We start from the raw sequence: 25108 nt of genomic DNA, 5'->3' as shown, positions 1-25108 counted from the left end.
GTTCTGCTAACATTGGACGTAAAAGTAAAGCCAATCTCTTTGAAAAGAGAGAGGTATTAGAGGGGCTTTTGGACGCTCCAAGACGATACTTTATCGTGTAAAGAATCCCCAACTTCTAAAGTTGGGGTAGTTCAATTCAATCAGCTTGCTAGCAATAGTGCTACTGCTTGCACTTCCCTGTCAACCATCCCAAGCAGAAATCGTTCGTATTATGGCTGCCAATACTTCTAGCGGTAACCAGCAAGCCTATGAAAATCCAGGTATTCGGATTTTTCAAGGCTTAAAGCCAGACATTGTTCTTATTCAAGAGTTCTCTTACGAGCAAGGAACCATCGAACAGCTCGTTGAAGATGCATTTGGTCCAGATGCATTTTTTTATAGGGAAGATACACAAGGGGATACAAGCAACCCTCTTCCTAATGGCATAGTTAGTCTATACCCCATAGTAGATACGGGTGAGATTGAGGACAATAATATCAGCAATCGGGATTTTCCCTGGGCAAAGATTGATATTCCTGGGGATACTGATTTGTGGGTTGTAAGCGTTCACTTTAAAGCAAGTAACGATTCAAAAAGTAGGAGGAATGCTCAGGCAAATAGCTTGATCGATGAGTTAAAAGATCTAGTTCCTCCTGAAGACTACTTAATCATTGGTGGAGATTTCAATACTTCAAACCGCTCCGAACAAGCCTTGAAATCTCTAAATACTTTGGTAAATACTTCTGGTCCCAACTATCCAGTAGATCGCTCTGGAGATCCTGATACCAATTCGAGTAGGAAAAAGCCATATGATGCTATCTATACTGATGTAGATTTAGAAGAGCAAGAGGTTCCAGTTGTAATTGGCAGTAACACTTTTCCCAATGGACTCGTATTTGATAGTCGGGTCTATTCTCCTCTCTCTGAAGTAACACCTATTCGGAAAGAGGATAGTGGCGCGCCAAATATGCAGCACATGGCGGTTGTTCGTGATTTTGATTTTTAGAATGATTGGCTTTTTTTTCTTTGATAACCATTAATTATATTTTTACAAGGAGGAATTTTGGTGATTATTTTAAAAAACTGTTTCTCAGCCTTAATCATAGGATGTTGGTTGTTCTTCAGTTGTACATTTACACCCTCAGCACTGGCGCAATCTACAGATATGCTAGAGATAGCTACATTCAACGTAGAATCCCCTCGTTTCTGTAACGGTGAGACTATTGTGGAAACCAATCCTCAGATAGTTAAAAAACGTTTTGAAGCATTGGCTGGACCTGCGCTTTGGGCATTATCAGAAGTCCCAGACAAAGATACCGCAGAGATATATGCTCAAGCTGCAAGTTATCCAGGTTCTGATTTCAAGGTCATAATGGGGACTAAAGGTAGGTGCCAAGATAAGCTAGCTATTCTTTACGATAACGAGCGTATGTCTATAGTTGGGAGAGAACAAGAACTGGTTGATGAGGTTGGAGGCGATCGCGATCCATTGGCTGTGCGCTTTAAATTAAGCGATGATACTGAATTCTGGGCGGTTGCCAATCATTTTGCAAGAGGTAATGAGGACTCTAGAAACAGTCAAGCAAAAAAACTGCGTGAGTGGATCGAGCGACAAACGCTTCCTGTAGTAGCTATGGGAGATTTTAATATGGACTACAGTGTCGATCCTTCTCTCAATAGTAGACGTCCTGAGGGTCAATGTCGGAATAGGGACTTGAACAAATTAGGAAATAAAGCCTACGAGACATTCACAACTTCTAGCGACATTAGATGGATTCAACCCAAATGCTTAAGTGATGGAACCTGTCCTATTGAAGGAACAGGTTGTTTCCTACCTTGCTTCAATAGCATCCTGGACTTTGTATTTCTCGGCGGTCTTGCTTCTTCTGATTGGCAAGGAACATCCGAAATTGGTTTCAAAGCAGATCGCGATTATTGCTCTTTAGATCCTGAAGGAGACACCGATCATCGTCCCGTATTAGCTACCTTGACTTACCCGATTCGAACAAGACCAATTATTATTCCTAATACTTCCGTAAAGATTGTAGAGATTTTCCCCAATCCATTGGGGAATAATCAAGTCGAGACACAAAATGAAGCTATTACTATCGAAAACCTCGGTACCGAAGCAGTAGATTTGTCAGGTTGGAAGTTCCGCGATGTGGCTAACCAAATGTGGAACCTTTCTGGAACAGTCGCTCCTGGAGAAAGAGTAGAGTTTCGCCGTAACGGGCAGTCAATGGCATTGAATAATAATGGAGATACTGTTGAACTGCTTGATGCCACCGGCAATATTGTTGATTTTGTAAAGTACGAGGAAACTTTTGAGGGTGAGATAATCGCCTTTTAAGGCTAAAACTAGCCAGGCTGTCACCTGGACAATCTGGCTCAAAACCCTATCTCCTATTCCTAATACCTAGTTCCAAAACGTCACTGGTTGTTTCTAATATCGTCAATGGAAAAAATGAGGTTAGAATTACCTTATTTTGTCGTAGAATTACATTCACCTAGTGATAATTTAAAGTCCTTGCAAAAAAAGATGCAAGAATACATAGAGAATGGGACAAAATTAGCATGGTTAATTAATCGTCAAGAGCAACAAGTCGAAATTTATAGACCAGAAAAACAAGTAGACATATTAAATAATCCTGAAACATTATCAGGAGAAGATGTGTTAGTGGATTTTGTCTTAGAATTAGAAAGAATCTGGTAATATATTAACCGAGAAATCACATTAAAAATTATAATGTCTACAGGGCTAATAATTCCATGAAAAAGGTACAAATTTACACCGACGGTGCTTGTTCTGGCAACCCAGGAAAAGGCGGTTACGGGATTATTTTAAGCTACAATGAACACAGAAAAGAACTCTCAGGAGGTTATCGTTTAACCACCAATAACCGCATGGAAATGATGGCCGCTATTATTGGCCTCGAAGCCCTAAATACACCCTGTGATGTTACTTTATATACTGATTCGCGTTACTTAGTCGATGCTATAACCAAAGGATGGGCAAAAAAATGGCAAGCCAATGATTGGCAAAGAAACAAAAAAGAACAAGCCAAAAATCCTGATTTATGGCAAAAATTATTGGACCTCTGTGAACAACATCAAGTAGAATTTATCTGGGTTAAAGGTCACGCCGGACACCCTGAAAACGAACAATGCGATCGCTTAGCAGTGGCCGCTTGTCAACAACTAGAATTATCTATTGATGCAGTTTATGAACAACAAGATTAAGTAATTTAACATTTTTGAAGATCAATGGATCAACGAAAAAAAGGAATTCCCTTGCTTGTACAATAAGATATAGAAGATTGGAAAAAAATTATGAACGATAATGCGACCTCTACTCAGCGAAACGCTGATAAAGTGGAAATCTCTATTAACATTGATGCAGAAGTTCTAGAACAAATCAAACACCTGACCAATGATCCTAGTCGCATTATTGAAACAGCGATTAAGCAATGGTTAAACGGGGAACGAAATAGAGATGATGACTTGACTCGTACCTTTCGTCGTAACCCTCCTTTACCACCGCGAGGAGAATGGAACGATTAACAGTTGAGGACGCAAGGTTTGCGTCCCGCTTTGATCCTAATTGGGGTTTCCAATAGTATGAATATTAAGGAAACTGGTGCTTCTGCTTTGTCTCAAGGGTAAACCACCCAAAATCAAAACTTGATCCCCTTGACTGACGAAATTTCGCTCTAATAATAAGGCTTCCATCTGTTTAAGTAATTCTTCTAGGGTTAGGTAATCGCATTCAAACAGAACTGGACGTACACCCCAAACTAGGTTAAGACGGTGATAAACTTCTATGCTAGGGGTCAAAGCCACCACAGGAACTTTGGGACGCTCAGCAGCAGCAAGTTTAGCGGAATATCCCGTTTCTGTAAAAGCTACAATACATTGTAGAGCCAGCACCTTATCAATGGAGTTGAGGGCCTCGGCTAAGGCATGAGCTTTATCTAGATTTCGTGGAGCATAATTAGTAAAGGTAATTTCCGACTCAATATCACGGGCAATACTCGCTAACATGGTCACCGCTTGCACAGGAAAGTCCCCCACAGCAGACTCTCCTGAGAGCATAACTGCATCGGTTCCATCAATGATAGCATTAGCCACATCGCTGGCCTCAGCGCGGGTAGGACGAGGGTTACGAATCATACTATCTAGCATTTGCGTCGCAGTAATCACAGGAATACCCTTTTGATTACACATCCGAATAATACGTTTTTGCAGTAGGGGAACCTTTTCGGGACGCATCTCCACCCCTAAGTCTCCACGGGCCACCATGATGGCATTACATTCATCGACTATTGCTTCTAAATGTTCGATGGCCTGGGGTTTTTCGATTTTTGCTAACACGGGAATGTCCACATTTCTCGCAGCTAAAAAGGCTTTGAGTGCTTGAATATCGGCTGCTTGACGAACAAAACTCAAGGAAATGATATCTACACCCTGAGAGATACCAAATTCCAAGTCTTTTTTATCCTTTTCGGTCATGGAAGGCAGTCGTAAATTCAGAGAGGGAAAGTTGACCCCTTTATGACTTTTGAGAATACCCCCTTCAACTACTTTACAAGTCACTGCTTTACCCTCGACGGTTTCCACGGTTAACTCTAGTAGACCATCGTCTAACAAAACTTGTGTCCCTGGTTGCGCTTCTTCGGCTACATAAGGATAATCGATCCCTACGGTGTTTTCTTGACCGTTCCATTCTTCTAAAGGAACGATAGTTAAAGAGGAACCTTCTGTTAAAGTCATGCCGTTATTAGGGATGTCTCCCACCCGAATTTTTGGCCCTTGTAAGTCTTGTAAAATGGTTAAGGGAAGGTCTAATTCTTGGGACAATTGACGCAGTAATTTGACCATTTTTCCATGATCTTCGTAGCTTCCGTGAGAAAAGTTTAATCTAGCTACGTTCATTCCTGCCAACATCATTTGACGCAATACATCGGCAGAATAACAAGCTGGTCCAATAGTGGCAACAATTTTGGTGCGAAAAGTTAACGGTTTCATAAGTTTCCTGATTTTTGCTTAAATTCTTTTTGTTTTGTAGTTTAAATTTTCTCACATAGATAAATAATTAATTCTGTTGAAATACTTTCTTTTTATTTTTTAGAGGAAAGTCAGAAGTAAGAATTAAGTTTTATTATCCATTATCCATTGTTCATTGTCCATTACTAAACTAACTTCTATTGAGACATTTTTTTTTAAACCACCTTAAAATAATATTAATTTTTTCTTGATTTGGCAATAAAAAATTATAATTTTAGTTATAAATTAATTCATTATTAATATATTCTTAACAAAACTATAAAAGCAAAGGTTAAGATTATTAAAAGTTTTAAATGGTTAATGACAAAAAATTTTATAATCGGGTAAATCTAGCAATTCTCATACTTGTGAGGTACAGAGTTTTCTAGTTTTAGGAGTTCGGAGTTCGGAATTCGGAGTTAGGAGTTCGGAGTTAGATATTAGGTGTACCTCATGAGTCCGAGAAAGGCTATATAAAAACTTATCATCTCCTAAATTTAAGGAGAAACGGAGGGAAAATGATTAAAAAAAATCCTGTCAAAGTTGAAGATGATCGCACTGGTTTAGAGATCCAAACTTTACGACGAGCAATTTTAGATAATCTCTTCTATATTCAAGGTAAATTTCCAGAAATTGCCACCAAAAATGACTTTTATTTAGCCTTAGCTTACACCGTCAGAGATCGCCTTCAACAAAGATGGTTAAACACCATACAAACTAAACTAGAAAAAGATGTAAAAAAAGTTTGTTACTTATCAGCAGAATTTTTAGTGGGACCACATTTAGAAAACAATTTAATTAATTTAGGTATTGCTGAAAAAGTAAAAGAAGCTGTAACAGCATCAGGTTTAAACATAAAAGAATTGATTGAAGCAGAAGAAGAACCTGGACTTGGTAATGGTGGTTTAGGACGTTTAGCTGCTTGTTATATGGACTCTTTATCCAGTTTAGAAGTACCGGCCATTGGTTATGGAATTCGCTACGAATTCGGCATTTTTGATCAGGAAATTAGAGACGGTTGGCAAGTAGAAATAACGGATAAATGGTTACAGTATGGAAACCCTTGGGAAATTTGTCGTCCTGAAGCTTCTGTTACTGTTAATTTTGGCGGTCATACTGAACCTTATGTCGATGGACATGATCAGTTTCATATCCGTTGGGTTCCCGAATATATAGTTAAAGGAATTCCCTATGATACCCCTATTACTGGTTATAAAGTTAACACAGTTAACACTATGAGATTATGGCGATCAGAAGCTTGTGAATCTTTCGATTTTCAACGCTTTAATGTGGGAGATTATTATGGGGCAGTGGATGATAAAGTTAGTTCAGAAAACCTGACAAAAGTTCTTTATCCTAACGATGAACAAATCGAAGGTAAAGAATTAAGATTAAAACAACAATACTTTTTTGTCTCTTGTTCTTTACAAGATATGATTCGGATTCATTTATTAAATAATCCAAATTTAGATAATTTTTATGAACAATGGGCAGTACAATTAAATGACACTCACCCGGCGGTTGCTGTAGCTGAATTAATGCGCTTATTGGTGGATATTTATGAATATGAATGGGGCAAAGCTTGGAATATTGTTGAGAAGACTTTTGCTTATACTAATCATACTTTATTACCAGAAGCATTGGAAAAATGGCCTATTGAAATTTTTGGTAATTTATTACCTCGTGTTCTCGAAATTATCTATGAAATTAATAGTCGTTTCTTAGATCAAGTTCGCATTAAATTTCCTAACGATGATAGCAAAATTTCTGCTCTTTCTATTATCGATGAAAGTGGGGAAAGATATGTCAGAATGGCGCATTTAGCTTGTATTGGTTCCCATCATATTAATGGGGTGGCTGAGTTACATTCCCAATTGGTAAAAGATACTATTCTTCACGACTTTTATCTACTTTGGCCTAAAAAATTTACCAATGTTACTAATGGTGTTACCCCTCGTCGTTGGGTGGTTCAAAGTAACCCTCGTTTGAGTGAATTAATTACTTCAAAAATTGGCGATAATTGGATTAATAATTTACAGGAATTAAAGAAATTAGAAAGCTACGCAGAAGATAAAACTTTCCGGAAGAAATGGCGAGAAGCTAAACAGGCGGTTAAAAAAGATTTAGCTAATCATATTCAACAAAAAGTAGGAATTGTTGTTAACCCTGAATCCTTATTTGATGTACAGGTGAAACGCATTCATGAATATAAACGGCAACATTTAAACGTCTTACACATTATTACTCTGTATAAGCGTCTTAAGAACGATCCTAACCTAGATGTTCCCCCCCGTACCTTCATTTTTGGTGGTAAAGCAGCCCCTGGTTATTTTATGGCCAAACGTATGATTAAATTGATCACAGCAGTAGGGGATGTGGTTAATAATGATGGAGATATAGGCGATCGTTTGAAGGTAATTTTCTTACCAGATTATAACGTTACCTTTGGTCAAAGAGTTTATCCGGCGGCTGATTTATCAGAACAAATTTCTACAGCAGGAAAAGAAGCATCTGGAACCGGAAATATGAAATTTTCTATGAATGGTGCCTTAACTATTGGTACATTAGACGGGGCAAACGTAGAAATTCGTGAAGAAGTTGGAGCCGAAAATTTCTTTTTATTCGGGTTAACAACTCCAGAAGTTTTAAACTTAAAAGCACAAGGTTATGTTCCTCGTCGGTATTATGCTTCTATTCCCGAATTAAGAGGAGTTTTAGACTTAATCGAGTCTGGATTCTTTTCTCATGGCGATCCCGAATTATTTAAGCCTATTGTAGATAATTTAATGTACGAAGATCCCTATCTTTTATTAGCGGATTATAAGTCTTATATTGAATGTCAAGATAAGGTTTCTCAAGCTTATAAAGACCAGGAAAATTGGAGTAAAATGTCTATTTTGAATGTGGCTAGAATGGGTAAATTTTCCAGTGATCGCTCCATAAAAGATTATTGTGATAAGATTTGGAATGCTTCTCCGGTTCCCATTAAACTCAAAGATTATGTCCAAAAAGACGCACAACTCAGTGTCAATAAATTCTAAGATATATTGATGTTAAAGGGAAGATTTTATCGTTATATTACGCTATATTGTTACCAAGGCCAACAAAATTAACTTTCCATGACTGAAACTACTAAACCCCTTACCCATAAAAAAATTGGTGTCGCTGTCATCTATAATGACACTGGTTTAATTTTAATAGATCGTCGTCCTGATAAAGGTTTATTAGGAGGTTTATGGGAGTTTCCTGGGGGAAAAATAGAACCAGGTGAAACAGTAGAAGATTGTATCAAACGAGAGATTAAAGAAGAGATTGATATTGATATTGAAGTCGGAGAAAATCTAGTTAATTTAGAGCATACTTATACTGATTTTAAAGTAACTTTATGTGTTCATATTTGTCGCTATTTAAGAGGGGAACCCAAACCCATCGAATGTCAGGAAATACGTTGGGTAACTTTAAAAGAAATTGATAAGTTTACTTTTCCTGAAGCCAATATAAAGATCATTGAGATGTTGAAAAATAGATAAAAAATAATAGTAGGGTTCAACGGCCGTTGAACCCTACAAATATATAGCAATCAAGAATGAACTATTACAAAATAAGCAAAAAAATTTAAACTAGAATGAAATAATTAGAAGCAATTGATTTTATTCCCAATAGTAAAATAGGACAATTAACAATGAATTTAATCAAAGATAGAGCTAAAAATTTATTGGTAAAACTAAAACAAAAAAAATGGATGTATTTACATAAAAAATTAATTTCTATTGGCTTAATTTTATTAATTTATGTACTAATTTTATGGGGTAATTTCACAATATTCACAGTTAACTCTTTTGCGCAACCTTTACAAGAATTTTCCAGAATAAACGCTCTTGATAATACCCTGTCCTTAACCACAGAGTTTAAAAATAATATTTGTTGGAATGTTGATGAATGTAAGATTGCCTCAAACAGAACCCAAAATGATGACGTAATTAGTGAAACAACAGATTTAAGAAATATAATAGAACACCAAATACAATTTATTCGGGATCTTAGAAAAATTTATGGTAAGGACTCTTGGTCTAGATTAACTATAATTTTATTTATGACAATTGGACCTATAAAAATTATTCCAGTGTTTGCCAGACTGACTAAAAATGCTAGCAAACAAGTCAGAATTCAGTTAGCTATCAGAAGTTTTATTTTATCAACTTTATCTATTATTATAGTTGCTTTAACCAGTGAAAATCTTTTAAATAAATACAAAATTAGTCTCAGTTCTTTAATGGTAGCCGCAGGAATTGTTTTATTTTTACTTTCCCTAAAAATGCTTTTACAACAATATGATCCTCAAACAAATAATTCTTTTCCTATACCAGAAAATCCCTTGACAGCATTAGTTTCCCCACTTACTTTTCCGACAATTTTAACTCCTCAAGGTATAGCATTAGTAATGATATCTATGACTGTAGCACAAAGACTTGACAATAATGTTTATAAAATTTTGGGATTAATTATGGTTATAATGATTCTTAACTTACTCTCTATGCTATACGCAAGACAAATTTTAACTGTTCTTCAACCGACATTACTACAAATTTTAAGTTTAATTTTAAGTATTATTCAGTTAGCCTTAGCTATCTCTTTTATGTTTTCGGGAATTACCTTACAAATACTAACTATTAATTTTATTCTTCAACAATAATATTAGATAATTGACTTGACACAAACAATGAATAGAAGTACCCTTATTCTATTCTTTAACTTGTTTAGTTTCATTACATAACCTAGCTAATAATTTTACTCCATTTATAACAATAAATTGGCTCTAATTAATTCTAAAAATGTCTTTAAATCGTCGTCAATTTTTAAGCGCATCTCTGGGAAGTTTAAGCCTTTTAACTTCTCTTTATTTTACAGCATCTGCTCAAAATGCTTCTCTTATTAAACCCCGAAAACTTAAACCAGGTTCAGGAGTTGGCTTAGTTAGTCCAGCAGGAAAAACTTATATTACAGAACAGATTGATATTGTACAAGATGCCATCAAAGCATTAGGATTAGTCCCTTATTTAGGTAATCATGTTTTAGATCAATATGGTTATTTTGCAGGAAAAGATCGAGATCGTGCCGATGATATTAACCAGTTTTTTGCCGACCCAAAAATTGACTTATTATTACCCATTCGTGGTGGTTGGGGATGCGCTCGAATTTTACCTTATTTAGACTATAATGTAATTAGAAATAACCCTAAAATTATTGTTGGTTTTAGTGATATAACAGTCTTATTAATGGCCATTTATACCAAATCAGGATTAGTAACCTTTCATGGTCCCAATGGTTTTAGTTCTTGGCGACCAAAACAAGTAAATTCTTTCAAACAAGCATTATTTACTGAACAAAAAATTAGCTTTCAAAATGAACGAGATACTGATGATAATAACCGCTTAATGCAAGTAAAAAATAGAATAAAAACAATCAACTCAGGAACAGCCAGAGGAAAAATAATAGGTGGAAACTTATCAGTTTTATCAGCAATTATTGGTTCTCCTTATGTACCAGATTTTAGAGGACATATTTTATTCATTGAAGATGTTGGAGAAGATATTTACCGTATTGATCGCATGATGACTCACTTAAAAATAGCTGGAATTTTAGATAAAATATCGGGGTTTATTTTTGGTCAGTGTACCAAATGTTTACCTAGTGGTGGTTATGCTTCTTTAACCTTAGAACAAGTTATAAATGACCATATCAAACCATTAGAAATTCCAGCTTGGATGGGCGCACAAATTGGACATATTGAACCAATTTTAACCTTTCCTATGGGAGTAGAAGTGGAAATTAATGCCAATACAGGAACAATTAACTATTTAGAATCAGGGGTTATTAATGGATAATGGATAATGGACAATAGATAATTAATTAAGTCTGGATAAAACCTCTTCTTTCAAAGATGGATAAGAATGCGCTTTTTGCTAATTCTCCCCATCCCCCAGTCTCACCCTGCCATATCTGCTATGATGATATAGACCCTGTATCCCATGATATAAATATTCTCAATTCAACTTTAAGCAGCCTTTAACCCTTATGTGCTACAATTTTTAAAGATTTTGCCATTGAGTCGGAACAAGGCACATCAAAAGCGATTATAAGGAAACTCCATGACCACAAAAAGTAATTACGGTGCAGAACAAATACAAGTTCTCGAAGGGTTAGAACCGGTTCGCAAACGTCCAGGGATGTACATTGGAACCACAGGGTCCAGAGGACTTCACCACCTCGTCTACGAAGTCGTGGATAATTCCATTGATGAAGCCTTGGCTGGTTATTGCACCCATATCGAAGTTGATATTAACGCCGATGGTTCAATAACTGTTACTGACGATGGCCGTGGCATCCCTACAGACGTTCATCCTACCACGGGTAAGTCAGCTTTAGAAACTGTCATGACTGTCCTTCATGCCGGGGGAAAATTTGGAGGGGGTGGTTATAAGGTTTCGGGAGGTTTACACGGGGTTGGTATTTCCGTTGTTAACGCATTATCTGAATGGGTTCTTGTTAATGTTTGGCGTAATAATAATATTCATACCCAACGTTATGAAAGGGGAGTTCCTCTTGGTTCATTAGACACAAAACCGGATAAAAAACATTCAACTGGAACCTCTGTTTCTTTTCTCCCTGATATTCAAATATTTTCAGGAGGAATTGAGTTTGATTATAATACTTTGGCTGGAAGATTAAAAGAATTAGCCTATCTCAATGCCGGGGTGAAAATAACATTTACTGATCATAGAAAAGAAGAACCTTATAGTGAAACTTATTGCTATGAAGGAGGGATTAAAGAATATGTCACTTATATGTGTCGAGATAAAGATCCTTTACACAAAGATATTATTTATGTTTCAGGAGAAAAGAACGGGACACAAGTTGAAGTTGCTTTACTCTGGTGTGTAGATGCTTACAGCGATAACTTATTAGGATTTGCCAATAACATTCGCACCATTGATGGAGGAACACATTTAGAAGGGTTAAAAACAGTTCTCACTCGTACCATGAATAATGTTGCTAGAAAACGCAACAAATTAAAAGATAATGATTCTAATTTAGGGGGTGAAAATGTTAGGGAAGGTCTAACAGGAGTGATTTCTGTTAAGGTTCCCGAGCCGGAATTTGAAGGGCAAACAAAGACGAAATTAGGGAATACAGAAGTTAGAGGTATTGTAGATTCCTTAGTAGGGGAAGTGTTAACCGAATACTTAGAATTTAATCCCCAAGTTGCTGATAATATTATTGAAAAAGCTGTACAGGCTTTTAAAGCAGCAGAAGCAGCGAGAAGGGCCCGTGAATTAGTTCGTCGTAAGTCCGTTTTAGAATCTTCTCCCTTACCCGGAAAATTAGCAGATTGTAGTAGTAGAGATCCCGAAGAATCAGAGATTTTCTTAGTAGAAGGAGACTCTGCTGGAGGTTCAGCAAAACAAGGAAGAGATCGACGGTTTCAAGCTATTTTGCCACTCAGAGGTAAAATTATTAATATTGAAAAAACCGATGATGCTAAAATCTACAAAAATAACGAAATTCAATCCTTAATTACTGCTCTAGGTTTAGGTATAAAAGGAGAAGAATTTGATTCAGCACAATTGCGTTATCATCGTATTGTAATTATGACCGATGCTGACGTAGATGGGGCTCATATTCGGACTCTGTTATTAACCTTTTTCTATCGTTATCAACGGGCATTAGTTGACCAAGGATATGTTTATATTGCTTGTCCTCCCTTGTATAAAGTAGAGAGAGGACGAAACCATGTTTATTGTTACAATGAACGACAATTACAAGAACATATTAATAGTCTTCCTACTAATGCAAATTATACGATTCAACGGTTCAAAGGGTTAGGGGAAATGATGCCAACTCAACTGTGGGAAACTACTATGAACCCAGAAACTCGTAGCATGAAACAAGTAGAAATAGAAGACGCTGCCGAAGCCGATCGCATCTTTACTATTTTAATGGGCGATCGTGTTGCCCCCAGACGGGAATTTATCGAAACTTACGGACCAAAATTGAACTTAACGGATCTCGATATTTAATCGTTACTCTAGCAAGTTAAACTGCTTTGGTAGAGATTTTGCCTTGAATATCTCTACCAAATTTTATTTTCTAACTTCCGACAATTAACTCTATGAAGATTAAATCAGGTTTACTTTGGTTTTGTGCGTTAGTCTTGACTGTTTTTCTGAGCTTAACTACTTTTAATCTACCCGCTCATGCTTTTTCCTCCTCAGATTATGACCATTTGTTGCAAACAAATGAATGTAATGGATGCGATCTCACAGGGGCAGATTTATCTGGAAAAGATTTATATGGTAGCGTACTGATTGGTGCAGATCTATCAGGAGCAGATTTATCTGATTCACTATTGATAGAGGCTAAACTAGCAGGGGCCAATCTTACTGGAGCAAATCTCTCTTATGCAGAGTTATCAGGTGTTAAACTATCCGATGCTGATTTAACTGGTGCCGATCTTTCTGATGCTAAACTATCTAATGCTGAAATGGACCACGCCACTTTATCAGAAGCTATCCTTACTGCGGCGGATCTTGAAGGTGCTATTCTTATTGAGGCTGATTTAATTGGTGCGATCGCTCAATCTGCCAACTTTGATCAAGCAATTTTGTCTGGTTCTAATTTGTCCAGTGCTGATTTTGAAGGTTCATCGATGAGAGACATAACACTTTCAAATGCTATCTTGACAGAGGCAAATTTCTCGGTTGTAGATTTATTTCGTGCAAGAATGCCTAATGACACCATCTACCGTGGAGATGTGTCTAAGTTTGGGGCTTATCAATAACCGAAGTAGTTTATTAAGTTATTCAGAAAATTATTACACTCTATCTTCCCATCGTTACCCAAGAGTGGGATGATAAATACAAACCTTGGGGCAAATCACAGACCAGGAGTTGCCCACTCCACACTGATTGTTGTCTTATCGTAGTTTATTTCAAGAAAAATTATGGTTGCTGCCACCCAGTCACTTCAAGAACTTTCTATTAATTCTATTCGTTTTTTAGCAGTTGACGCTGTAGAAAAAGCTAAATCAGGACACCCCGGACTGCCTATGGGTGCGGCTCCCATGGCCTATGTCCTCTGGAATCAGTTCATGCGGTTTAACCCCAAAAACCCCAAATGGTTTAACCGCGATCGCTTCATCCTATCTGCTGGTCATGGCTGTATGTTACAGTACGCCTTACTATATTTGACCGGTTACGATAGTGTCACCATCGAAGACATTAAACAGTTCCGTCAATGGGGATCGAAAACCCCTGGACACCCAGAAAACTTTGAAACCGAAGGGGTAGAAGTTACCACCGGACCTTTAGGACAAGGGATCGCTAATGGAGTAGGTTTAGCCGTAGCAGAAGCCCATTTAGCAGCTACTTTTAACAAACCCGATGCCACCATCGTTGACCATTACACCTATGTTATTTTAGGGGATGGTTGCAATATGGAAGGTGTGGCCGGTGAAGCTTGTTCTATTGCTGGACACTGGGGTTTAGGCAAACTGATCGCTCTTTATGATGATAACCACATTTCTATTGATGGTTCTACAGATGTAGCCTTTACCGAAGATGTATCCAAACGCTTTGAAGCTTACGGTTGGCACGTTCTCCATGTACCAAATGGTAACACCGATTTAGATGCTATTGCTAAGGCCATCGAAGAGGCGAAAAAAGTCACCGATAAGCCTACGATGATCAAGGTTACCACCACAATCGGTTATGGTTCTCCCAACAAACAAGACACCGCCGGTGTTCACGGTGCTGCTTTAGGTACGGATGAAGTGGCTTTAACCCGTAAAAACTTAGGATGGAACTATGAACCCTTCGATATTCCCCAAGATGTTCTTAGCCACATGAATAAGGCTGAACAGGGTGCTAGTTATGAAGCTGAATGGGATCAAGCGTTTGCAGCTTATAAGGCTAAATATCCCGCAGAAGCGGCTGAGTTTGAACGTTATTTAAGTGGTCAACTTCCCGATGGTTGGGATAAGGACTTACCTAAGTTTACTCCTGATGATGATGGACTACCTACTCGGAAGCATTCCGCCGCTATCCTCAACATCTTAGCTCCTGTGTTACCTGAGTTAATTGGTGGTTCTGCTGATTTAACCCACTCTAACTTAACAGAATTAAAAGTTTCTGGGGACTTCCAAAAAGGAGAGTATGCTAACCGTAACGTCCACTTTGGGGTGCGTGAGCATGGTATGGGTGCTATCTGTAACGGAATCTCTTTACATGGTTCAGGTTTAATTCCTTACGGTGCTACTTTCTTAATCTTTACTGATTATATGCGGGCTTCTATCCGTTTATCAGCTTTGTCTCAAGTTGGTGCTATCTGGGTTATGACTCACGACTCCATTGGACAAGGTGAAGATGGTCCTACTCACCAACCTGTAGAGGTTTTGGCTTCTTTACGAGCTATTCCTGATTTAACTGTTTTTCGTCCTGCTGATGGAAATGAGTGTTCTGGAGCTTATAAGGTAGCGGTTGAGAAAGCGAAAGCTCATGCTCCTAGTTTATTAGCCTTTACCCGTCAGAAAGTGCCTAACCTCCCTGGAACTTCTATGGAAGGAGTGGCTAAGGGTGCTTACCCTATTGTTGACTGTGATGGAACTCCTGATATTATCCTCATGGGAACCGGTTCAGAAGTCAGTCTTTGTGTGGCTGCTGCTGAAAAATTAACTGGCGAAGGTAAGAAAGTTCGCGTGGTTTCTATGCCTTCTTGGGAGTTATTTGAAGCACAAGACGAAGCTTATAAAGAGTCTGTTTTCCCCAAAGCTGTAACCAAGCGTTTATCTGTGGAAGCTGGTGTTAGCTTTGGTTGGTCAAAATACGTTGGACCTGAAGGCTATAGCGTCAGTATTGATACTTTTGGTGCTTCTGCTCCTGGTGGAACTTGTATGGAAAAATTCGGCTTTAGTGTTGATAATGTTTTGGCTAAAGCTAAGGCTGTTTTAGGTTAATTAATGCCTAATTACTATTATTAATTAATCAAAGCCCTCTGAATGTTTAGGGGGTTTTTTCTTGTTTATTTTTTCATTTATTATAGCGTTTCTCGGACTCATGAGGTACACCGAACTCCTGCCTCCTGCCCCCTGCCTCCTGCCTCAAAGAGATAACCTATGTACCTCACAAGTATGAGAAGTGCTATATATAGCAGGAGGCAGTAGCCAAAAATATTGCTGCTATTTATTATTTAACTCTGCATGAAAAATAAAAAGAATTGGGGGAGGTTCATATGGGAAAAATTCCTCCCCTCAACGCTTGAACAGGTGCCGAGTTAGATTGACCCTGGATGTTTTTTCTTTGTTCCCATTCTCAGTTATCAGTTACCAGTGAGCAGTGAGCAGTTACCACTTGTAAGAACTTATTGGCAAGAAATGTAAAAAAAACTTGCTTTTGCTTGACTTGACATGATATTCTATAAATAGTGGAAAAGGCGTGCGCTTACAAAACCCCTAGTTAAGTCCGAGAAGTAGCAAAAAGAAACAGTATTTTTCAATTCCCAATATTCCCCTTTGAAAAGCGATCGCTGCTTAGATGGAGTAGTATATCAGTATTTAATTATTTCTAAATTCTGCATCCTACATTCAGTTGGAGTTTGTAGCTACAATCTAGGTGAAACTGTAGACTGTTATAACGATGGAGAATTTTAAGGGTATTTTGGAGAGTATTACCGAGACAATGAAAAGTCTTGTCTCGTTGGTACAGATGGTAGCAGAGTTGATACGGGAAAAGAAATGGGTTGAGTTAATCTGCTTAATTTTAGCGGTTATTATTGTTGGTTGGGTTTCACGGGAACCTATTAAAAGTATTTTCGGGATACAAGAATATCCTCAATGGTTTATCTGGGGATGTTTGGGATTAATACTATTATTTTGTGTTGCGGTATTGATTGCAGTTTTTAATAAACCGAAACTGATCTCAGATGGTCCAGTTGAAGAACAAGTTGCTATTAAAGGGTTACGTCCCTTTACACAAAAGGATGCTGAAGTTTTTAGTAAGTTGGAACGAAATAAAAGTATTAATGCTTGTTTATCTATGTTGCAAGATAGAGAGTTTCGCATTGGTATTTTATGGGGAGAGTCTGGGTGTGGAAAAAGTTCTTTTATTCAAGCGGGTTTAATGTCAAAATTGACCACAGAAGAAAGTCAGTATCGAGGTATATATATTAAATTTAGTGATAAAAATCCTCTAGAAAAGGTTAAAAAAGAAATTATTAGGGATTTAAAGTTAAATATTCAAGAGGCTGAAAATTTAGATTTTTTAGGAGTTTGTGAACAAGGAATTAAAACAGTTGGGAAACCTTTGATACTTTTCTTTGATCAGTTTGAGCAAGTTTTTGTCCATCGTTATAAATTTCCTGATGTTTATGAACAATTTCTTGACAGTTTAAAACAGTGGTATGAGCAAGATCAAATTGATGTCAAAATTTTGATGTGTTTACGCTCAGATTTATTTTATTTTCAATCGGATATTCAACATAAGCTAGATTATCCCCTTTATTCTTCTAATAGTTTTGAGTTAAAAAAGTTTTCTGCTGAAGAAGCAACCAATATTCTAGAAACGATTGCGAAGATAGAAAATATAGACTTTGAACGGGACTATATAAAATATCTTTTTGAAACAAACTTTATGGGAAAAGATACTCTAATTTCACCTGTTGACTTACAAATACTATCCTTAGTTATTAGTAGTCAGAAGATATCAGAAAAAAGAGCCTTTAAAAAGACTGCAATGCAAAAAATAGGAGAGGTAGAAGGATTATTATATCAATATTTAGAAGAGCAATTAAAATTGCGAGAAAAATCAACACCCACATCCCAAACAGAAAAATTAATGAAGGTTTTATTAGAATTTGTAGATGGGAATGAGTTGACTAGATCGGGTGCTTTGACTATCAAAGAGTTACAAGAAAAGTTAAAAATAATACCACCTCAAGAAATCAGTGAAGCCATTAAATGGTTGGCTTTAGAGCGATTAATTACTCCTATTCAACAAGAAGAAAAAACCGCCTACGAATTAGCACATGAGAAGATGATTCCTGCGGTGATGAAACTGTCAGGGAAGATTTTACCGAAAGCTTATAAAGCCAATGATTTACTCAATAAAAAGGTGAGAGTGTGGATGGAAAATAATTATAGTTCTCGGTATTTATTGGGAATAAGAGAATTATGGTTGATTGAATCCCATAAACGGTATTTAATCTGGGGAAATAAAGAACGACAAAAACAAAAATTTTTGCAACAAAGTAAACGACGACTGTATCGAAACTTGGGTATTTTGGGGACAATCTTACTGTTATTGATGACAGGGTGGGGATTGTTGCACTATACCACCCCCGGACAACTATGGCAGATTCGGCAAGATTTGGCTTATTGGAGTGAAAAAGTACGAGATGATAATTATCAGTCAAAAGCAGCCATTGCTTTCGCTAAAAATGGAGAAATAAAGCAGATGAAGGCACTATTAGACGAGATAGATGATTCCGACTCCAAAGCCTGGGCATTAACAGAGATCGCCGAAGCCTCCAGTGAACTATCAGACAGCACAGAAGCAGTTACCCTCTTAAAACAAGCTCTGACTCTTGCGCAACAGATAGATTCTTCCCACTCCAAAGCCAGAGCATTAAGAGCGATCGCCGAAGCTTACATTAAACTATCAGACAGCACAGAAGCAGTTACCCTCTTAAAACAAGCTCTGACTCTTGCGCAACAGATATATGATTCCGACTCCAAAGCCTGGGCATTAACAGAGATTGCCGAAGCCTCCAGTGAACTATCAGACAGCACAGAAGCAGTTACCCTCTTAAAACAAGCTCTGACTGTTGCGCAACAGATAGATGATTCCGACAACAAAGCCAGAGCATTAAGAGGGATCGCCGAAGCCTCCAGTGAACTATCAGACAGCACAGAAGCAGTTACCCTCTTAAAACAAGCTCTGACTCTTGCGCAACAGATAGATGATTCCGACTCCAAAGCCTGGGCATTAGGAGGGATCGCCGAAGCCTCCAGTGAACTATCAGACAGCACAGAAGCAGTTACCCTCTTAAAACAAGCTCTGACTCTTGCGCAACAGATAGATGATTCCGACTACAAAGCCTGGGCATTAGGAGGGATCGCCGAAGCCTCCAGTAAACTATCAGACAGCACAGAAGCAGTTACCCTCTTAAAACAAGCTCTGACTCTTGCGCAACAGATAGATTCTTCCGACTCCAAAGCCAAAGCATTAACAGAGATCGCCGAAGCCTCCAGTGAACTATCAGACAGCACAGAAGCAGTTACCCTCTTAAAACAAGCTCTGACTGTTGCGCAACAGATAGATGATTCCGACAACAAAGCCAGAGCATTAAGAGGGATCGCCCAAGCTTCCAGTAAACTATCAGACAGCAAAGAAGCAGTTACCCTCTTACAACAAGCTCTTACTGTTGCGCAACAGATAGATTCTTCCGACTCCAAAGCCAAAGCATTAACAGACATTGCCGAAGCACAAGCCAAGCTACAACGATGGGGAGATGCACTCCATAGCACCAAACAATGTCCTAGTCATGACTGTCGGGTAGAGTCTTTGTCTAAGGTTTTAACAGTGTATGCAGAGTTGAAAAATCCTGAGTTGAAGGAAGAGGAGTCATGAGTGTGCGGAGTGTGGGGGGTGTGGGGGGATTTTTGTTTGTATAATGTTTTGAGAGTATAGAGATTCCTCGTTCCTCACCAATGACAATCACATAACGTTTAATCAACGAGGTACATTAGGAATCAAACGCACCAATAATGTTAATAGTGCAGTAGATACAGCCACCACAATAGGAATAATTAAAGATTTTACCCCTTTTAAGTTTGAGACTTCGTTAATTAAAGAATTTTGAACAGTTTTTATTTCTTTCACATCTTCCTTTCAATTGCGTACCTCTGTCTTTAGTTCCATTTGTCCTACTTTTAAATCATTGACATCCTTTTGAAGAGTATCAAATTTTTGATTCATATCCTTTTGAAGAGTATCGAATTTTTCATCCATATCCTTTTGAATGTTGGCTAGATTCTGATTAACCTCTTTGATACTCTGTTTTAGCTCCCCCAATACCTCTTCCAAGGGATACTTTACCGTTATTGGTGTTTGGCTCATGAGTTATACTCCTTATTAGTTAATTATCTTTTTTCTGTCCCCTAAATGGCTTTTTGGGGGACTGTTTCTATTTTATGTCATTCTCTCGATCATCTTTCATTTTTGCTCCCTTACAGAGATTCCTGGTTCCTTGAAATAACAATTTTAGGATTACACTTAAATGACGTGTAACGTTATCCGTCAATTTTCGTGATTGCTGTTTCCTTGGACTAGAATATTGATAGAACTATCTAAAAACTGCCATAAAGCGTAATTATGACTGTTAAAGAACAATTAATCCAAGAAATCGAAAAAGCACCTGATTCTTTGGTGGAAGAGGTGTTAAACTTCTTGCTGTGTCATAAAAGCAAACATAAGCCAGAACCCTCTGATAAAATCGCTTTAGACTCTATAGAAGAACAATTGCAAAGGATGGCAAATGATCCAGATATCCAAGCAGAATTAGCTATGATTAACGAAGAATTTAAGTCTACAGATATGGACGGTTTAGCCTAACCTATGACCATTCAAAGAGGAGATATTTATTTTATTAATCTTAATCCTGTTCAGGGAAAGGAACAAGCAGGAAAAAGACCCGTTTTAGTCTTATCTGTTAATACTATTAATAAATTGCCTTTATAAGAAAAATTTGGCGACGTTCTTGACTTGAATAACGATCAAATTTTGAGCGGAGAATTACCTCACTATACTCTGCTAAAGTTGAGGATGAAGCGAGTAATATCCCAGTATCAAGAGCCTTAATATAAGCATTATAAGCAGTTGACTCAGGCAAAAGAATAGCACTAATCAACACATTAGTATCAATGACATAACGTTTAATCGTCACTATTAAGAATATCCTCTAACATTTCTGGTGTTAATCCTTTTTCTCTTGCTTCATAACCTATTTCATCTGCCAAATTTTTAAGACGTTTATTCTTCAAACGAATTAATTCCTCATAATCTTCCATTGAAATAATCGCTACATAATCAAGAGAATTTTTACGCACAATAACAGCTTCTTTTTGTGCAGTATCCATAATTTTATCAATATCTTTAGGCAGTTCTGATGCAGAAACTTGGAGCATAGGGATTAATTTTTGACTAAATTATTCTTTTTCGTATTATACAATATTTATTACAGGAGTCATCTTGAATTAATAAAGTGTAACTATGACTGTTAGCGATCGCAGAAAAGTTATAAACAAAAAACGAAGATTAATAATTACTTTTTATAAATTCTACTTTCTAGCCAAAATTAAACTTAAAACATTAATTTCATGGGAGTTTAATAAATATTTATCTGTAAAAAGTTTACTTCTCAGTTCGTTTAAACTGTAGCTACGGAAAATAATAAAAGGGAAATGTTCGTATTTATTTCCAATAGGTAAAAGACTGGAAACAGGATAAAGAGAACGAAGATATAATTTTAAAATATCTTTAAAGCTATATTGTTCGGTTTGATCATCATCACACTGAAAATACTCTTCAAGGAGTTCAGGAATAATAAAAGCATATAATGGAATAGCATAATATTGATCATCATACTGACTATTTTGTTCGTAGTTTTGAACACTATTATCTTTTTCAAAAATAATATCGACAAATTTAATTATATCTGGAACTGTTCTGGTGATGGTTTCTGGTAATTTTGGATGTTTATTAATATACTGTAAATTATTGATAATTTTTTCATAGTTTAAGGTGTTTGAATTCTGATCAGTTCTTATTTTATATCTTTCTTCAATTCCTTTATTTTTAATAGGAACAAACAATAAACTACCATTGATGTGACAGTATTCAATGGGATAATAATTTAATAATTCCTCAAAACTATTATCCATTAATTTTAAGAATTCATTGCATAATTCTGTGCGTAAGTCAAGAGGTGATATACCTGCTTTTTCTGGATCTTTAAACATTTTTTTGAGAGTAATTTCACACTCTTGTAAAAGCTTTTCTAAACAAGTAGAAACTTCTATCAGTCGTTCCGTATCGCAAGATTTTCTCGCTTCTCTTTTAAGTTGTCCAATTAAATTATTGAGTTTACTGCTAAAAGTTTCACCAGCAGCAGAAACAGATTTTCCACTGACAGGAATCATTAAAAATTCATCGTTTCCGATTATACCAGAACCTTGAATCCTTGTCATAATTGAAGTTTTCAAGATTAACAGGAGATTGATAAACGATAAAATACTTTCTTGTATCGCTAATTGACGTTTTTCTTCATCTTCTTCTTGATCATATATTGCTTGTTCACTAAGATAAAATATTAACTGTTTTTCTTGTTTATCAATCTCATCGTTTCCTCTCCCTCGATAAATAACTTGTATCACTTCCATTAAATTTCTTTCTACTTCAAATCTAGGAATTTCTACTAAAATATGTTTAACATTTGGAAAAGATAAACCTCGACTTGCAGAAGATGTCATAAAGATGACTTTTATTGTTTCTTGATCAAGGTATTTTTTAACCTCTTTTTTATCCTTATCTCCTAAGTTTGCATGAATCTCTAAATAGTCTTGTTTCTCTTCAAATTTTCGAGATGCTTTAATTTGTGTAATTAATTCTGCTAGTTTTTCCTTATTTTGAATATAAACAATAATTTGTTCAGAAGGATGATTTTTGAGGGTATATTTAATGTCTTTAATAAGTTGCTTTTGTACTGCGTCTTTTAGGTTTTGATTTTTTTGTAAATATAATTCTTCATGAAATTCGATAGATTCGATAAATAATTTATAAGTTATCTTTAAATTTCTTGCAGGATAAGCATTACTATTAATAATCGTTGCTGGTTTATTTTTAAATCTAAAATTTTCAATTGATAAAGGTGAATTATTAGCAAAGCTTTGTCTAAAAAATATTTTATTAGGTTCAGGAACAGTAGAAGAAAAATGCTGATTAATCACATCAGGATTAACAATAGAAGCATCAGCAACAATAATTTTATAATTAAATCCATATTCTTCTTGAAAATGTTTAAAAAATTTACTAATTTCATGAAGAAGGTTAACCCCATTTTCATCCCCTGTAATCTCATCAACCATGACAAAAATATGTTTAATTCGACTAGATATCTCTCTCATATTGTCTTCTAAAAATTTTTCTTTTATAGAACTATAAGCACTATTAAATATTTTTGGAAAATGCTTCTTAAATGTATTACCTCGGTTCGTTTTTTTATATGATTGCATAGAAACAGTAGCAACAATATTATTAGATATTTCACTTTTAATTAGAGTATCGCTTGCTTCACAAATACTCTGTAAAACTCCACTACTATTGATATTCTGATCTCTTAAAGTATCTTCATTTTGACGAATAACTTCATCAATATTGGATGGATTATATTCTAGTTCCTCATTTTGATGAATAAAATGGACATTGTGATGCTTAAAACGTTTATCCTGATAAATATTTGAACGATAATTAACCGTTATATTACGATTATTAGATCGAATAAGAGTAGCATTACTTGTAATAGCAAAAATTCTATCATCATAAAGTTCACCTGTATTTTTATCAGTAAACTTCTCTATAATATCCAGATTAACTTGTATTCGTGGACTAATATAAAAAAATAAAAATCCCTCATTTAAAATTTTTGGTTGTTTCAGAAACTCTGTGATAGCAGTAGTTTTACCAATTCCAGGATTTCCTGTTAAAAATAAATAATGTTTATCAGATTCTAATTCTCTTTGAATCAGTTCTTTATGTGCATTTCTTAAGTCTAGTTTCGGGTCTAAATTTAAGTTGTCAGAGATTTCTATAGGAATAGTATCAATGGGACTCAAAAAATTATCAATTGTTTCTGTATGAGTTAACGAATGTATTTGTTTATTATTATTTTTTGTTTCCATTAGTTCATTAAAGAAACTTTTTCCATTAATAAAACTTTTTGCTGCTTTACGTTTAATTACATCTAATATATCTTCACGCGCTGTTGATAGTTCTTTTTGTTTGTTATCTTTATGTTTATAAATATGGTGACAAGTTTTAAGTATTTTGATATGTTCTTCTGTATTAGTTAAAGTTAGAGAACTAATTCCGCGATCGCTATATCCAAAAATATTTATATTGACAGATTCTTGATCTTCCAGTAAATTTTGTGATTGAAGAAAACAATAAAAACTATAAGCATAACTTCCTGCTTGGATCATTTTCATGCTTTCTTTATCCTTGGTAACAAATGCTTTATAATGACTCGCTAAACTCTCAGATAAATTAATTTTAGGTGTTTTACTATCCAGTCCCAAAGTAGCAAAAACACTCTTTTTTCTTAAATAAGCAATTTCTTTAAGCAATATTCTTTTTAAGACTTCAACACTATGAAGATTATCTAAATCTTGAATTTCTCGAATAGCAAAAATAGAATAATCAATTGATATAATATACTTTCTATCTTTATACTGAACAAACATTAAACTATCAGCTTTTAGAAATTCTCCTTTTCCCTTATTTTGAGCAATATATTGATCAAAATCATCAATATTCTCTAACTGTTGAAGACTTGACTTGTATGCGTCTCTATCTGTTTTTTTTGTATAAGTTCCTAAACTATTATTCCCATGAAAATAACATTGATAATAAAGAATATCTAGCTTTTTGTAATGCTTGGGTTTAATCTCAACTGCTGCAAAATATTCTTGTAAAAAGTTCAGTCCTGATAAAAAAGCTTTTTGCAGAAAAAACAAAACCCAATCTTTAATAATTTTACGATTTGAGTCACTAACAACTCTTTCATCTATTGCTAATCTATCAATAATCCTAGTAAACTTTAATTCTCTTAAATCTTGAGAATATAAGTCGTCATAATGATGCTTAATATTATTTTGTTTGATGTAGGTAAGGAGTCCAATATTAAACCCAACTTCAAACAAAAATCCTAACTTTTCTCCAAGTTCAATATCTTTACCGATATTTGACATTATTCTTTT

At 35.9% G+C, this 25108-nt stretch carries 18 protein-coding genes and 2 pseudogenes; 15 read left to right on the top strand and 5 right to left on the bottom strand.

Going from position 1 to position 25108, the window contains the following annotated elements; genetic code table 11:
- Positions 1 to 211: 211 nt before the first annotated feature.
- From QNJ66_RS22050 to QNJ66_RS22030, 5 genes and pseudogenes are all read left to right on the top strand, one after another.
- On the top strand, positions 212 to 985 hold the full coding sequence (locus tag QNJ66_RS22050) for an endonuclease/exonuclease/phosphatase family protein (RefSeq protein WP_300510798.1): 774 nt from the start codon (positions 212 to 214) through the stop codon (positions 983 to 985).
- A gap of 423 nt (positions 986 to 1408) precedes the next feature.
- A complete protein-coding gene (locus tag QNJ66_RS22045; RefSeq protein ID WP_300510797.1) occupies positions 1409 to 2329 on the top strand; it encodes a lamin tail domain-containing protein in 921 nt (306 codons plus the stop codon).
- A 120-nt stretch (positions 2330 to 2449) separates the two neighbouring features.
- Positions 2450 to 2692: pseudogene (locus QNJ66_RS22040) on the top strand (Uma2 family endonuclease); the annotation flags it as partial.
- Positions 2693 to 2748: 56 nt separating this feature from the next.
- The gene (gene rnhA / locus QNJ66_RS22035; protein ID WP_300510796.1) at positions 2749 to 3219 is read left to right on the top strand and encodes a ribonuclease HI; all 471 of its coding nucleotides are present in this window, start codon (positions 2749 to 2751) and stop codon (positions 3217 to 3219) included.
- Between the two features lie 90 nt (positions 3220 to 3309).
- Positions 3310 to 3540, top strand: coding sequence for a hypothetical protein (locus tag QNJ66_RS22030; RefSeq protein WP_300510795.1), 231 nt, complete (start codon positions 3310 to 3312; stop codon positions 3538 to 3540).
- 36 nt (positions 3541 to 3576) lie between these two features.
- Here the strand turns inward: QNJ66_RS22030 and pyk are convergent, their stop codons facing one another.
- Positions 3577 to 5004 carry a pyruvate kinase gene (gene pyk / locus QNJ66_RS22025; RefSeq protein WP_300510794.1) on the bottom strand — a complete coding sequence of 476 codons (1428 nt, stop codon included), beginning with the start codon at positions 5002 to 5004 and terminating at the stop codon, positions 3577 to 3579.
- A 536-nt stretch (positions 5005 to 5540) separates the two neighbouring features.
- Here pyk and QNJ66_RS22020 point away from each other — a divergent pair.
- From QNJ66_RS22020 to QNJ66_RS21985, 8 genes are all read left to right on the top strand, one after another.
- A complete protein-coding gene (locus QNJ66_RS22020) occupies positions 5541 to 8063 on the top strand; it encodes a glycogen/starch/alpha-glucan phosphorylase (protein WP_300510793.1) in 2523 nt (840 codons plus the stop codon).
- Between the two features lie 78 nt (positions 8064 to 8141).
- Positions 8142 to 8552: an 8-oxo-dGTP diphosphatase MutT gene (gene mutT, locus QNJ66_RS22015; RefSeq protein WP_300510792.1), complete on the top strand. Its 411-nt coding sequence runs from the start codon at positions 8142 to 8144 to the stop codon at positions 8550 to 8552.
- 152 nt (positions 8553 to 8704) lie between these two features.
- Complete coding sequence (locus QNJ66_RS22010; RefSeq protein WP_300510791.1) at positions 8705 to 9715, top strand: MarC family protein; 1011 nt, start codon at positions 8705 to 8707, stop codon at positions 9713 to 9715.
- A gap of 139 nt (positions 9716 to 9854) precedes the next feature.
- On the top strand, positions 9855 to 10907 hold the full coding sequence (locus QNJ66_RS22005; RefSeq protein ID WP_300510790.1) for an LD-carboxypeptidase: 1053 nt from the start codon (positions 9855 to 9857) through the stop codon (positions 10905 to 10907).
- Between the two features lie 264 nt (positions 10908 to 11171).
- A complete protein-coding gene (gene gyrB, locus QNJ66_RS22000) occupies positions 11172 to 13100 on the top strand; it encodes a DNA topoisomerase (ATP-hydrolyzing) subunit B (RefSeq protein ID WP_300510789.1) in 1929 nt (642 codons plus the stop codon).
- A gap of 92 nt (positions 13101 to 13192) precedes the next feature.
- Positions 13193 to 13861, top strand: a complete 669-nt coding sequence (locus tag QNJ66_RS21995) for a pentapeptide repeat-containing protein (RefSeq protein WP_300510788.1) — start codon at positions 13193 to 13195, stop codon at positions 13859 to 13861.
- 162 nt (positions 13862 to 14023) lie between these two features.
- Positions 14024 to 16033: a transketolase gene (gene tkt, locus QNJ66_RS21990; protein ID WP_300510787.1), complete on the top strand. Its 2010-nt coding sequence runs from the start codon at positions 14024 to 14026 to the stop codon at positions 16031 to 16033.
- A 721-nt stretch (positions 16034 to 16754) separates the two neighbouring features.
- A complete protein-coding gene (locus QNJ66_RS21985; protein WP_300510786.1) occupies positions 16755 to 19703 on the top strand; it encodes a tetratricopeptide repeat protein in 2949 nt (982 codons plus the stop codon).
- 261 nt (positions 19704 to 19964) lie between these two features.
- Here QNJ66_RS21985 and QNJ66_RS26290 read toward each other — a convergent pair whose 3' ends face one another.
- Entirely contained in the window at positions 19965 to 20192 is a 228-nt protein-coding gene (locus QNJ66_RS26290; RefSeq protein WP_366146308.1) for a hypothetical protein, read from the bottom strand.
- A 255-nt stretch (positions 20193 to 20447) separates the two neighbouring features.
- Here QNJ66_RS26290 and QNJ66_RS21975 point away from each other — a divergent pair, with 255 nt between their 5' ends.
- Positions 20448 to 20687 carry a DUF2281 domain-containing protein gene (locus QNJ66_RS21975; protein ID WP_300510785.1) on the top strand — a complete coding sequence of 80 codons (240 nt, stop codon included), beginning with the start codon at positions 20448 to 20450 and terminating at the stop codon, positions 20685 to 20687.
- Between the two features lie 3 nt (positions 20688 to 20690).
- Positions 20691 to 20810: pseudogene (locus QNJ66_RS21970) on the top strand (type II toxin-antitoxin system PemK/MazF family toxin); the annotation flags it as partial.
- Here the strand turns inward: QNJ66_RS21970 and QNJ66_RS26285 are convergent.
- The 3 genes from QNJ66_RS26285 to QNJ66_RS21960 form a co-directional block, all read right to left on the bottom strand.
- Positions 20794 to 20985: a hypothetical protein gene (locus QNJ66_RS26285; RefSeq protein ID WP_366146309.1), complete on the bottom strand. Its 192-nt coding sequence runs from the start codon at positions 20983 to 20985 to the stop codon at positions 20794 to 20796. The pseudogene QNJ66_RS21970 and the gene QNJ66_RS26285 overlap by 17 nt on opposite strands.
- Positions 20986 to 21007: 22 nt before the next feature.
- Positions 21008 to 21259, bottom strand: a complete 252-nt coding sequence (locus QNJ66_RS21965; RefSeq protein WP_300510783.1) for a type II toxin-antitoxin system Phd/YefM family antitoxin — start codon at positions 21257 to 21259, stop codon at positions 21008 to 21010.
- 153 nt (positions 21260 to 21412) lie between these two features.
- A complete protein-coding gene (locus QNJ66_RS21960) occupies positions 21413 to 25099 on the bottom strand; it encodes a helicase-related protein (protein WP_300510782.1) in 3687 nt (1228 codons plus the stop codon).
- Positions 25100 to 25108 lie beyond the last annotated feature (9 nt).

It is taken from the genome of Crocosphaera sp., assembly GCF_030064895.1.
In the GTDB taxonomy this organism is placed as follows: Bacteria; Cyanobacteriota; Cyanobacteriia; order Cyanobacteriales; family Microcystaceae; genus Crocosphaera.
The sequence above is the reverse complement of the archived record's forward strand: the minus strand, read 5'-3'. Positions and strand labels throughout refer to the sequence as shown.